This is a genomic window from Tenacibaculum sp. XPcli2-G, assembly GCF_024124505.1.
Classification (GTDB): Bacteria; Bacteroidota; Bacteroidia; order Flavobacteriales; family Flavobacteriaceae; genus Polaribacter; species Polaribacter mesophilus.
In genome coordinates, this window is the sequence record NZ_JAMXSH010000006.1 from 55,128 (window position 1) to 68,540 (window position 13,413).

The following is a 13,413-nucleotide window of genomic DNA, read 5'->3' on the forward strand; positions in this document are numbered from 1 at the left end:
ATGAAAAATAGAATTGTACGTGGTATTGCAGGAACGTTTATACTTATCAGTTTAATCCTAGCAATCAAAGTAAATAATAATTGGTTATGGTTTACTGCCTTTGTAGGTGCAAACTTATTACAATCATCATTAACCAAATGGTGTTTACTAGATGATATTTTAACCAAGGTTTTTAAAGTAAAAGATTAATTTATTCTATAGAATAATTCAACATAAGTTGATTTTCTTATACAATTTTGGGAATTGTTGCTGTAAATCTGCTGGAGCTTCAAAAAAATGCTCCATAATTACAGCAACACATTTCTATTTATAGTTTAGTAACAAACCTTCTTCCTACTATTTAATTCTTTCTCATAAACCCATTTTTTCTTTCGTAAAATACTGATAATTATATAACGTACTATCCCTATATTTGTTTTTATGGATGAAATTAGAGCAATCCTTATTGATGATGAACAAAGTGCTAGAAATGTTTTATCTAACTTACTAGAGAGAGCATCTATCAATATTACTGTTCTCGATTCTTGTAATAACTTAGAGTCTGGTGTTCAAAAAATAAAAGAACTACAACCCAATGTGGTGTTTTTAGATGTACAGATGCCTAATTATGCGGGCTATGAAATCGCAAGGTTTTTTGATGTTATATCATTTGAAATTATCTTTGTTACTGCATATGATCACTATGCTATTAAAGCTTTTGAGTTAAATGCTATTGATTATTTAGTAAAACCTATTGACAGAAATAAACTAGATATAGCTCTTAAAAAACTAGAGCATAAACTACATCAAGAAGCTTCGCTAGTTGACTATCAAGCACTTCTTGAAACTATAAAAGATAAAAACTATAAAAAAATTGTTATTCCTGAATTAGGAAATAGACATATTCTCAATTTAACAGACATTGTTGCTATTGAAGCTGACGGAGCTTATAGTAAAATACACGTTGTAAATAAAACAACTATTATCGCTAGTAAAAATTTAAAATTTTTCGAAAACACACTGTCTGAGGAGCCTTCTTTCTTCCGTTCTCATAGAGCGTGGATTGTTAATTTAACTTACATTGAGTTTTTAAACAAAACAACTTTAAACCTCACTCTAGATAATGGAGCTATTACTGCTAAAATTTCTAGATCAAGAATAAGTAGCTTTGAAAGTAGTATTTAGTCATAAACCATCATTTCTTTTAATAAAGTATTTTCTTTTATTACTTATTCTTTGTACTTCAATAGCAACAAAAGCACAAGATCCTGTATTTATACAATTATCTGAAAAAAATAAACTTCCCGATAATGAATTCTATAACATTCATGAAGATCGTAAAGGTTTTATATGGCTATGTGCAAACAAAGGATTGTATAGATACGATGGTAAAACCTTTAAAAACTATAGCAACCCATTACAACGTGGAGCTTCTGTATTTAATACTCAAGAAGATAACTTAGGACGAATTTGGTGCAATAATATTTCTGGTCAGTTTTTCTATATCCAAAACGATGAGCTACATTTATTTAAAGACTTAAGTGGTTATTTAAATGGTGAACTGGGTGATTTTGTAATACAAAATGATTTTTTATGGGTTTTTACTGTAAAAACGATCTACAAAATAGATTTAAAAACTAAACAAATAATACAACAACACACTACTAAAAAAGGTTTTGGAACTCCGTTTTCTTTTAACAATACGATTTATTCAGGAGCCATCGATTCTATTATTTCAATAAACAAAGACAACAGTATAACTTCACTAATAGAAACCAATCTTCCTTATAAAGGAAAAAAAGGTAACGCTATAAGTTTGGGAAAGTCTATTATCTTTAAAACAAGCTCAACTTACATATACTCCCAAATAAGAAACAAAAAAAACAGCTTTTATAAATTAAACTTCTCTCAAAAAAAATTAGAATCTGTAAAAGGGCTAAAATCTCTTGAAAAAATAAAGCTCTATACTATTTTTGAGCATAACGATGAAACTTGGATAGCAACAAATCAAGGAGTATGGGTTTTTGCTTTCAAAAACGCTGCTTTTCAACTAAAAAAAAGATTTTTAACAGACAAACACATTACCAAAATCATTAGAGATAAAGACAATAATTATTGGCTTACTAGTTTAAATAATGGTGTTTATATTATTCCAAATATTCATATAGAAACCTGTAATATTCCTCTAAAAGAGGAAAATATAAAAACATTAGACAAAATAAACGATAGTACCTTGGTTATGGGGAGTAACCGTGGAAATGTTATTTTTTATAATACCAACTCCCATACTTCTAAAACTATTAATTTACCTGTTAACGAAGGAAAATTATCTAAACTAAAATACAACCCTAATCAGCAAAAAATTTACCTTAGTAAGGGGTTTAGAAGTTATATTTTAGATTATAAAAATTTAACCCTTGAAAAAACTAGATTTTTTGATGCTGCAAAAAGTTTTTCATTCTTAGCTCACAACGATTTACTATATACCAACCATAACAAAGTTGTTTTATTAAAAAATGCTAATTACAACGGTAAAGAAAAATTTATTTCAACAAATAAAAGAACTTACGATTCTTTTTATGACGAAATAAAACACCAAGTTTATGTTGCCTTTGTTGACGAATTAGCTGTATATGATAGCCTTTGGAACAAACAAATAATTGTAAACAATAAAAAACCCATCTATAGTAAATCGATAACCCAAACCGCTAATGGTATTATTTGGGTTGCCACATTTAAAAATGGCCTTTTGGGAATTAAAAATGGCAAAGTAATTCGACATTATACCACACGAAATGGCTTAACCTCAAATATTATTGAAAAAATTAAAGCTGACCAAAATAACCTATGGATTGTAGGTGTAAACAGTATTCAAAAACTCGATATCCTCACCCACAAATTCAAAACACTTACCAAGCGAGACGGTATTAAATCATACAATATTTCTGGTATTGAAATAATTGGTAACAAAATCTATTTCTCATCTGACAAAGGGTTATTTTCCGTTGATAAAAACAATGCTTTTAAAACATTACATCCTAAAGTATATTTTAGTGCTGTAGAAATTAATGAAAAAGACACCCTAATTACTTCAAATTATACCTTAAGGTATAATCAAAACGCAATAAGAATAAATTTTAATGTTAATGGTTTTTTGTTTAACCAAAAAGGAACGTATAAATATCGTTTAAAAGGATATAACGATGCTTGGTTAACTACAGCTATTGGTGAAAACTCAATAAAATACAATAGTTTACCCGCGGGTGAATACACCTTTCAAGTACACCCATTTTTAAATAGTACAAGTACTAACTATGAAATAAAAGAGCTACACTTTTTTATTAAAAAACCATTTTGGAGAACCTTGTGGTTTATCTTATTTATTGTTTCTATTATTTTAGGAGCTACTATTTTATACTTTAAACAAGCAATGCTAAAAAAGGAAAAAGAGCGCATTGCCCAACTTGAAAAAATATCTTTAGAAAAAGAACTGATCGCTATTAATTTAACTGCTTTGCGTTCACAAATGAATCCGCATTTTATTTTTAATGCGTTAAACTCTATTCAAGATTTAGTTTTACAACAAGACACTGATGCTTCCTACGACTGTATTGTATTATTTGCTAAACTTATACGAAGCACCTTAAACTATACAAATCAAGATTTTATTCCTATAGAAAAAGAGTTAGAATTTTTAAATGTATATCTCCAACTAGAAAAACTTCGTTTTGGTGATGACTTTAACTACACCATTACCTACGATTCTCATGAAGAATTAGAAGTTCCTTCTTTATTAATTCAACCTTTTATTGAAAATGCTTTAGTACATGGTTTACTACATAAAGAAGGAGAAAAAAAACTAGACATCACCTTCAATCTATCAGAAAACACCTTACAATGTATTATTACTGATAACGGTATTGGAAGAAAGAAAAGTAAAGAAATTAATCTCCGCCAAGGAAACCGTCATGAATCTTTTGCGTTGAACTCCATAAAAAAACGTTTAGAAATTTTTCAAAAACAATATGTTACTAAAATAGGTTTTGTTATTGAAGATATTTATAAAAACAACAATCCTAATGGCACAAGAGTAATTGTAACCATGCCTTTTAAGTATCTATTCTAAATTAACATCGCTTTTTACCTGCTTGTAAAAAACTATTCATAAACTCTTTTTACTGTTCACAAAACATTTTCTTACAAAATAATCCTTTACAACTACTATTGCATATCTAATACTAAAAAATAGTAAAAATGAAAAGTTTAAAAGAAAGATTATTTATTTTAATGATTGGACTACAATTAATATCATGTGGAAATAATGATGACAATGTAGTTGATACTCCTAAAAACAAAAGTATCACAAAAGCCTATTTCACAAAAACGTTTGCTAACTTCAAAGACACCTATTTCATTTATGATTTAGGAGATGTAATTAATAATTTTTGGGTTCCTGAAGTTTCGGTTGAAGGATATAATAGTGATTACAATTATGAAATAAAAATTAAAGGAGATGTATTAAAACAAGAATATACATTACCTCTTGAGTTTTCAAAAGTTGATGATGCTAATGCAAATATTAGTATCTTAAATTTTATAAAAGAACATTTTAAAGCTAAAACAGACATTTACAAAGCTTTTATTGTAGAAAAAGAAAGTAACACAGAATTAGAAATAAGCATACCTCCTACTTCACCTAACAGACCTTATATTATGGTTGATGGAGATGAAGATGATTTTTTATATCACTTCTTTTTCCTAAGCAATAGAACTTCAACCTCAACAGTATTAACCGAATTAGGTTTAAGTACCCGTCAGCAATTCGATTTTCACTTTGGATCATCTGCAGCTTCTGCTATTGCTAACAACTTAACTATAAGTATGGAAATATATGATTTAAGTTTAAATAAATTAGGAGAAGTTGCTACTACTCGTTTCTTATCAGGAAACACCTGGGCATACTCTTTTATTACTTCAAATTTTTCAACCTATATTCCAAGTACAGGGAATTACTTTTTAAGATTAAAAGGTTTTACAACAGGTGAATTAAGATACAGTCCTTATCAGAAAATCAATATAATAAAATAATAGATGAAAAAAATATTCTTACTAAGTGTATTAACTTTGTTAACAATAACAATACAAGCACAACAAACTCTTTTTGAAGCACTAGAAAACAATGGAGATGGAGCTACCTACCAAGGTTTTGGTGGTTTAGTAGCTAAAGGCGATGGTACTTATAATTTTAATACAGACTATCTGCCTGTTAAAATTGAATTAGAGCGCACCCCATCGGGCATTCCTGTTGGTTTTGAAGCTAGATTTATTAGTGAAAACAAACGAGCTTTTCGTGAAACCGAACTAAGTGATTATGGCACCATAGACAATTATGTGTATCCTATGAGTATAAAACACGGTTATACAAAAAAAGGTTATATGGTAATTGATGATTTACTATTTGAATTAAGAAAAATATACGACGGAAGTGCCCCTCGTATGGAAAATGTAACTTCGGTTTATGTGCTTGTAAAAGACAGAAAAGCTACAGCTAAAACTCCTAAAAAGAAAAAGGGAGGGTTCCTTTCTAGAATGAAAGCTAAAATTAAATCAGCCAGAAACTCATCAGTACCTTCTTCACCTACTTACAAATATCTTACATCTTTAAACCTCGATAAAAAGTTTAACGACTATGTAGTTGCTATGAAAAAAAAGCAAGCAATACCTTTAACAGCAAAAGACAAAGCTAAAATAGGCGCTATTAAAAAAGCAAAAAAAATGGATGCTGATGAAATAAAACGTTACAATGATTCTATCAGAGCCACTCCTGAATACAAAAAATTGAAAGAGCATCAAGCTCGTATGAAAGCTATGGATGAGGGAAATGCTTTAACAACCGTAACTTTTATAAACCGAACTGGTAAAGATATTTATGTTTTTAAAGCGGGTAGTAAAAACTCAACCACTATAAGAGCCAATAGCTCTTCTAAATTTAATTGTTCTTACAGTTATTCTTATAAATTTAATCCAAATAGTGGTGGTTCGGGTTTACAATTGTACAATGCTAATTCTGGCTGCGAAAGGTCAGTAATCGTAAAATAACATGAAATTTTTCAACTATATTCTCGTATTTATATTCCCTATTACAGTCTATACTCAAAATGAAGTACCTACTAAAAATATTAATGGTCTTTATCATTTACTTGAAGGAGAAAGAACTGTTGGAAATAAGCAAACCAAAACTAAGTTTTTTCAATATAGCTTATTAGGTACTACAAAAACAGTAGCCGTAGCTGCTTGTAAAAAATGTATCCCTGCAATTTACAAATATCAAGAAGCAGAAAGTAAAGAGCTGAACAGGCCAGTTTTTTATAATAATATTGGTCTTTTTTTAATTTCATATGATAAAGAAAGTTTTGTTATGGTAATGGCAGCCAATAAGCAAGATGCAGATTGGACTAACTTTGCATACAGTAATTTTTATAGTAAAAATTACACAAAAGTAAAAGCAATGTCTCAAAAAAAAATTAAAGAATTTATTGTACGAATAGCAAATTAGTAATCGTCTTTCATAAAACATGCCCCCTAAAAATCAATTGATTTTTAGGGGGTTCATGGTTTATCTTGAATTTACATTTTCAATTTACAAACTCAATTTACTCTTCGTAAACTGTTTTTTTAAAATATCTACATATAAAAGTACTCTTGTACTATTAATTAAAAAAAGATCAAAATGAAATTATTTAAAAAAGGGATATTACTAAGCTTTATTGCTATTCAGCTTATTTCTTGTAGTAAAGACGATGAACCACAAAATACACCTCCTGTAATTAAAGCACAAAGCTTCGCCGTAGCTGAAGATAAATCAGCTAACACCAAAATAGGTATTATTACTGCTACCGATGTTAATAAAGACGACTTAACATTTAAAATTACTAAAAATGACAACAACTTATTTGCTGTTAATGTTTCTGGAGAACTAAGCATTGCTGCTAACAAAAGTTTAGACTATGAAACCCAAACCAAACACGAAATTACAGTTGAAGTAAGTGATGGTAAAGACAAAACCTCAGCAGTAATAACCATTAACGTTACCGATGTAAACGAAAATAGTCCTATTACCATTAACGATCAAAGTTTTACTGTTTCTGAAGATATTACAGATGCAGATTTGATAGGAACGTTGGCGATTAACGATACTGATGGTGATCTATCAAGTTTTTCAATAGAAAGTGGAGATGCTACTAATTTATTTGTTCTTAGCAATACAGGAGAATTACGACTTGCATCTGGTAAAACATTAGATTATGAAAATAATACTACGCATACATTAAATATAAAAGTAAGTGACAGTAATGGTAGTTCAGACAACGCTACTGTTACTATAAATGTAACGAATATAAACGATGTTCCACCTACTTTTACTGCATTTGGTCCCTTTGGCGTTCCTGAAGATATTAATGATACCTTAATTATTGGGCAAATACAAGCTACTGATGCAGAAGGCGACAACATTAGTTATAGTTTGCCAGGGTTGAGCACAACAGGAAACTTATTTGAAATTGATGCCAATAATGGTAAAATATCATTAATTACAGGTAAAAGTTTAGATTACGAAACCTCTACGTATCACATTTTAACAATAAGAATTTCTGATGGTGTACACAATGTAGATAAACAAATACGAATTAATGTTTCTGATGTAGTTGAAACCGGAGGCAACGTTGTAAACATACCAGACGCTAACTTTAAAGCAGTTTTAGTAGCAAATACTGCTATAAATACAAATGGAGATAACGAAATACAAGTAACTGAAGCTAATAACTTTACAGGAACTCTTAAGGCAAATAATAAAAACATTTCTGATGTAACGGGTATTGAGGAATTTATTAATTTAAATGCATTATTCCTAAGTTCAAATCAAATTTCTAATATAGATTTAAGTAATAATACTAAACTAAAAATCATAAATATTTATAATAATCAATTAACCTCTCTTGACGTTTCTAAAAATATAAAACTAGAAACCCTAACATGTTCTTACAACAATCTCTCAAATATAGATCTTACTCAAAATACTTTATTGGAGGGATTATATATTACAAATAACAAATTAAGTAATTTAAACCTACAAAATAATTCTTCTTTAATTAATTTAATTTGTAGTGAAAATCAAATTACTTCAATAAATTTGGGTAGTTTAACTGAAATTAAAGACTTCAACATTAATAGAAACAAACTCTCAAGTTTAGATGTGAGTAAACTTGTAAAATTAACGCAATTACAAGTCTATAATAATAACTTATCAAGTATTGATTTAAGTAATAACATAAATTTAAAGAGTTTTATGGCTTATAATAATAACTTAACAAGTTTAAATATAGCTAATGGCAACAATGCTAATATGACTTATATGAATGCATCATCTAATCCAGATTTAACTTGTATAAAAATAGATGCTGGTTTTACCCCACCAAGCACTTGGACAAAAGATAGTACTGCTAGCTATAATACTTCTTGCCCTTAAAAATCATGCTATTAGAAGAAGGTCAAAACATACACTTGTTTTGACCTTTTTTACAGCACCTAAGCTTCTTTATAATTTCTACCTGCTGTTTATCAAATAACTTTTAATGGCCTTCATAAGAAATTGTGTGCCATTAGAAATTGTCCAAAAAGATCTATTAAATGAAACAAATAATAGGAATATTCCTGATTTTAATCACTTTAATCGCTTGTTCTCAAGATAGAAAAAAAGTAAGCGAACAAAAAGAAACAATACTAAAAGAACCAAAAGTAGATAAACGTATAGAGTTATTAAGCATTGTTTTTAGGCTTGCAGATAGCCATGAATATAGTCAAAATCTTTTTCCTAAGTATGTTGAAAGCATTGAAAATCATTTTGAGAAATTTAAAAGTCACGATTTAATTAAGTATGTAAAAAGTGAATTACATAAAAAAGGAATTGGTTTTAGTTCAGTTATGAGTATGGCTATACATATAACTGAACCTCCAAATATAAAAACTTTGATAGTACCTTTTTCAAATAAATCACTTGAGAAATCGTGGACTGAAAAAAACTCTACACAGTTTTTAAAACTGTTAAATGAATTTTATACTGATGCCGACTGTGAAACTTTTTTTAATGACAATAAAGAACTCTACAAAGCTGCATCAAATAGATTTAAAAAAGTTTATCAAAATTTAGACCTAGAATGGTATCAAAAATTTTATGGAGAAAACCCAAAAGGAGAATTTAAAATTATAAATGCCTTAGGAAATGGAGGAGCAAGCTATGGTCCAAAAATAATTTATCCGAATGGAAATGAAGTGGTCTATGCTATAATGGGAACGTGGAGTGTTGATAACTTAGGTATGCCCAAATATGAAATGAAAGATTATTTCCCAACTATTTTACATGAATTCAATCATTCCTTTGTAAATCATGTTATAGAAAAACACCGCTCTGAACTACAAGAAAGCGGGACAACCATCTTTGATAAAGTAAAAGATGAAATGAATAAACAAGCATATGGTAATTGGAAAACTATGTATGATGAAGCGTTGGTTAGAGCGACTGTTATTAAATATATGAAGGACCATAATTTTGATAAAAAAACAATCAAAAAGGAATTGAATGAGCAATTAAATAGCGGTTTTTTATGGACTCATGAGCTGGTCAAAGAACTAGAAAGATATGATAATAATAGAGATAGATATCCAACATTAGAGAGTTTTATGACAGAGTTAATATTTTTTTTCAATAAAACAGCTTCTGAAATAAGCAAACAAAAAATATAAACCCTAAAAATAAAAAACAGTTAAAATTATTCAACAAAGAAATACTTATTACTCTCCATAACGCTACAACTAATTTATTATATCATAATAATTATTATACAATTAAAAATTCAGTAGAAATTAAGGAAAATATTTTAAGAGAACATTTAACTAGTATTGATTCCTTATACTAAATTAATAAACCTACCTACATTCTTATTAACTTCTATAATTAGAATAAATCAAAATAGTAACCTCTATACTATTTATTAAATAAAACAAGATTAAAAAACTCCAAAACAGTAATAGATTCTGAAAAACAACATCTTAAGGTAAAAAACAATTAAAAAGAACAAAACTTAAACTATTATAACTAATAACAATACTATATTAACAAAACAATAATAATAACAATTTGTTTTTTATTTATTTACAAAATAAACTTAATTTTTTTAAAAATATGAAAACAAAATTGTTACTACTGTTCTTTCTTGTTACATCAATTGTAATTGCTCAAGAAAAAACAGTATCTGGGGTAGTTTCAGATGAATCCGGGGGGCTTCCAGGGGTAAGTATACTCATTAAGGGTACCACAAAAGGTACAGAAACAGACTTTGATGGTAACTACTCTATCAAGGCTAAAGAAAATGATATCTTAATATTTAGTTTTGTAGGAATGACAACTATTGAAAAAACAGTTGGATCCTCTAACGTGATAAGTGTAACTATGTCTACAAACGAAAATGTTTTAGATGAAGTAGTTGTTACAGCTTTAGGTATAAAAAGAGAAAAAAAATCTTTAGGATACGCTACACAGGAAATCAAAGGAAACGACCTAACTAAGGTAAATTCAGGAAACATAGCTAATTCTATTTCTGGTAAAATATCTGGAGTACAAATTAGACGAAATGGTAATATTGGAGGATCCACCAATGTAATTATAAGAGGGACAACATCTTTAACTGGCAACAACCAAGCTCTTTGGGTAGTTGACGGAGTCCCGTTAAATAATGATAACACAAATACTGCTGATCAAAAAAGCGGAGGTAACACAGGAGGATATGACTTTGGTAATGCTGTGGCTGACATCAATCCTGATGATATTGAAACTATGAATGTATTAAAAGGAGCTGCTGCTTCTGCTTTATATGGTTCAAGAGCTACAAACGGTGTTATTATAATTACCACTAAAAAAGGAGGAAAAAGTAAGGGTTTAGGTATTACAATTAATAGTGGCGTAACAATTGGAGCTGTAGATTTTAAAACCTTACCTAAATATCAAAAAGAATATGGTAGTGGTTGGTGGAATTCTTTTTCAGACCCTTCAAGAAATATCGATTTAGGCAGTGGTTCTCACCCTTATGAGCCTACAGATGATGCTTCATGGGGCCCTGCTTACGACCCTAATTTACTAGTATACAGGTGGAACTCTTTTTTTCCTGAACTTTCTACCTACGGTAAAGCAACACCATGGACGGCTCCTAAAAATGATGCTAATAGCTTTTACACAAAAAGTATTACTTTTAACAATAACATTTCTATTTCTGGTAATAATGAAGTTGGAAGTTTTCGTTTTAGTTATTCTAAATATGATTTAAATCAAGGAATATTACCAAACAGTAGTTACAAAAGAGATAATTTTAACTTATCAGGAAGCTATAAGCTAAGTAATAAAACTACTGTTACTGCATCTGCTAACTACAATAAAACCCATGGTAGAGGTCTTAATGAAACTGGATATGGTGCTGGTGGTAACAATTACCTCAGTAGTGTAAGACAATGGTACTCTTCTAGTGTTGACTTTGCTGATTTAAAAACAGCTTATAAAGAAACACAACTAAACACAACTTGGAGTGTATATGGACCTTACGATTTAAATGTTGCATTTCATGACAATCCTTATTTTCAAAGAAAGAATAATATAGGAAGTATAAGAAGAAACCGCTTTTTCGGTAATTTTAGTTTAACAACTGAAATAAAAGACTGGTTAAGTGTTACCGGAAGAGGTGGTATTGATTCTTATAATCAAACTCAAGAAGAAACAATAGCTGTTGGCTCTAAAAGACAACCTGAACTTAAAGGGCAATACTCTAGATTTGATAAAAACTTTAGGGAGTTCAACTTAGATTTAATTTTTAATGCTCAAGGAAAAATTACCAACAATATAAGTTTCACTGCATTATTAGGAGGAAACGTAAGAAGAACAAAAAGCAATTATACTTACGCTATTACAAAAGGCGGCTTAGTTATACCTAACATCTACGCTATAAACAATTCTGTTCAAAATCCAGACCCTTTATCTGAGTCTATATCATCAATTGGTACTAATAGTATTTATACAAACGCTTCTTTGAGCTTTTATGATACTTATTTTTTAGAAGCTACCTACAGAGTTGATCAGTCTTCTACTTTACCTAAAGAAAATAATGTTTATAATTATCCTTCTCTAACTGCTACATATATCTTTAGCAAACACTTGAAAGCTAACTGGCTTTCATTTGGAAAACTGCGCCTTAATTATGCTGAAACAGGTAACGATGCTCCTTTTGCTGTACTTAACTCTCAGTATATTAAATATTCAAACTTTGGAGATGCTATACAATTTTCCACAGAAAACAGCAGAAAAAACCCAAACTTAAGAAGCGAAAAAACTAAAGGTTATGAAATTGGTTTAGAAACAAAAATGTTTAATAATAAATTGGGGTTAGATCTTTCATTATACAAAACCAACACTACAGACCAAATAATGTCTGTTGGTGTAACGGGAGCTACAGGAAGTACATCTGCATGGGTTAACGCTGGTAATGTCGAAAACAAGGGTATTGAAGTCAGCTTAAATGCTACCCCTATAAAAACAGATAATTTCACATGGGAATCTCAAATTAATTGGTCTACCAACAAAAATAAAGTTATTAGCCTTAATGAAAATGATAGTCGTTTTGAAATTGGAAGATTTCAAGGAGTGTCTCTAGTTGCAGAAGTAGGTAAACCTGTTGGACAAATGGTTAGCTCAGGATTCAAATACATTAACAATCAAAAAGTTATAAAAGAAAACGGCTACTACGATATTGAAAACAGTAAAATCATAGGCGACATAAATCCTGATTGGATTGGTGGTATAAACAATAAGTTCAAATACAAAGATTTTTCTTTTAGTTTTTTAATAGACGTTAAAAAAGGAGGAGATGTATGGTCTTTAGATCAAAAATACGGAGCACAAACTGGTATTTACCAAAGTAGTGTTGGAAATAATCACTTAGGAAACCCTAAAAGAAACTCTGTTACAAACGATGAAAATAGTGGAGGAATTATATTAGATGGAGTGCTTTCAGATGGCACTAGAAATACCAAAATTGTTCCTGTTGATTATGATTTAGGTGCAAATACCCCAGATGAGGGGTATGTATATGATGCTTCTTTTGTTAAATTAAGAGAAGTTTCTTTTAGTTACAATCTTCCTAAGAAATTTTTAAAAAACACTTTTCTCAATAGCCTTTCTTTTACAGCAAGTGGTAGCAACTTATGGATAATACATAAAAATTTACCATATGCAGACCCTGAAGCTGGTGCTTCTTCTGGTAACCTACAAGGTTTCCAAACAGGTGTATTACCTACTACTAAAGAATATAGTTTTAACATAAAAGCTCAATTTTAATA

The 13,413-nt window shown here is 29.5% G+C and carries 10 protein-coding genes; 9 read left to right on the forward strand and 1 reads right to left on the reverse strand.

The genetic code is table 11. The annotated features are described in order from the left end of the window. Entirely contained in the window at positions 1-189 is a 189-nt protein-coding gene (locus NH341_RS13835) for a DUF2892 domain-containing protein (RefSeq protein WP_047790380.1), read from the forward strand. A gap of 18 nt (positions 190-207) precedes the next feature. Here NH341_RS13835 and NH341_RS15400 read toward each other — a convergent pair whose 3' ends face one another. Then, positions 208-285 carry a hypothetical protein gene (locus NH341_RS15400; protein WP_156167118.1) on the reverse strand — a complete coding sequence of 26 codons (78 nt, stop codon included), beginning with the start codon at positions 283-285 and terminating at the stop codon, positions 208-210. Between the two features lie 135 nt (positions 286-420). Between NH341_RS15400 and NH341_RS13840 the strand changes: the two genes are divergently transcribed. The 8 genes from NH341_RS13840 (at position 421) to NH341_RS13875 (ending at position 13,411) form a co-directional block, all read left to right on the forward strand. Continuing rightward, positions 421-1,164, forward strand: coding sequence for a LytTR family DNA-binding domain-containing protein (locus NH341_RS13840; protein WP_053056758.1), 744 nt, complete (start codon positions 421-423; stop codon positions 1,162-1,164). Continuing rightward, positions 1,148-4,105 (forward strand): sensor histidine kinase, encoded by a 2,958-nt coding sequence (locus tag NH341_RS13845; protein ID WP_253057255.1) that lies wholly within the window; start codon positions 1,148-1,150, stop codon positions 4,103-4,105. The genes NH341_RS13840 and NH341_RS13845 overlap by 17 nt, the downstream gene beginning before the upstream one ends. Positions 4,106-4,233: 128 nt before the next feature. Continuing rightward, entirely contained in the window at positions 4,234-5,067 is an 834-nt protein-coding gene (locus NH341_RS13850; RefSeq protein ID WP_159615075.1) for a hypothetical protein, read from the forward strand. 3 nt (positions 5,068-5,070) lie between these two features. After that, complete coding sequence (locus NH341_RS13855; protein WP_253057257.1) at positions 5,071-6,078, forward strand: hypothetical protein; 1,008 nt, start codon at positions 5,071-5,073, stop codon at positions 6,076-6,078. A gap of 1 nt (position 6,079) precedes the next feature. Continuing rightward, on the forward strand, positions 6,080-6,535 hold the full coding sequence (locus tag NH341_RS13860; RefSeq protein ID WP_047790376.1) for a hypothetical protein: 456 nt from the start codon (positions 6,080-6,082) through the stop codon (positions 6,533-6,535). A gap of 174 nt (positions 6,536-6,709) precedes the next feature. After that, positions 6,710-8,503, forward strand: coding sequence for a cadherin domain-containing protein (locus NH341_RS13865; protein ID WP_253057259.1), 1,794 nt, complete (start codon positions 6,710-6,712; stop codon positions 8,501-8,503). 161 nt (positions 8,504-8,664) lie between these two features. Continuing rightward, on the forward strand, positions 8,665-9,777 hold the full coding sequence (locus NH341_RS13870; protein WP_253057261.1) for a DUF4932 domain-containing protein: 1,113 nt from the start codon (positions 8,665-8,667) through the stop codon (positions 9,775-9,777). A gap of 439 nt (positions 9,778-10,216) precedes the next feature. Further along, positions 10,217-13,411: a SusC/RagA family TonB-linked outer membrane protein gene (locus tag NH341_RS13875; protein WP_159615078.1), complete on the forward strand. Its 3,195-nt coding sequence runs from the start codon at positions 10,217-10,219 to the stop codon at positions 13,409-13,411. Positions 13,412-13,413 lie beyond the last annotated feature (2 nt).

Bases quoted from the DNA above. Each gene is read 5' to 3' on its own strand.
- NH341_RS13835 (WP_047790380.1), top strand. From the start codon at position 1: ATGAAAAATAGAATTGTACGTGGTATTGCAGGAACGTTTATACTTATC.
- NH341_RS15400 (WP_156167118.1), bottom strand. From the start codon at position 285: ATGGAGCATTTTTTTGAAGCTCCAGCAGATTTACAGCAACAATTCCCA.
- NH341_RS13840 (WP_053056758.1), top strand. From the start codon at position 421: ATGGATGAAATTAGAGCAATCCTTATTGATGATGAACAAAGTGCTAGA.
- NH341_RS13850 (WP_159615075.1), top strand. From the start codon at position 4,234: ATGAAAAGTTTAAAAGAAAGATTATTTATTTTAATGATTGGACTACAA.
- NH341_RS13855 (WP_253057257.1), top strand. From the start codon at position 5,071: ATGAAAAAAATATTCTTACTAAGTGTATTAACTTTGTTAACAATAACA.
- NH341_RS13860 (WP_047790376.1), top strand. From the start codon at position 6,080: ATGAAATTTTTCAACTATATTCTCGTATTTATATTCCCTATTACAGTC.
- NH341_RS13865 (WP_253057259.1), top strand. From the start codon at position 6,710: ATGAAATTATTTAAAAAAGGGATATTACTAAGCTTTATTGCTATTCAG.
- NH341_RS13870 (WP_253057261.1), top strand. From the start codon at position 8,665: ATGAAACAAATAATAGGAATATTCCTGATTTTAATCACTTTAATCGCT.
- NH341_RS13875 (WP_159615078.1), top strand. From the start codon at position 10,217: ATGAAAACAAAATTGTTACTACTGTTCTTTCTTGTTACATCAATTGTA.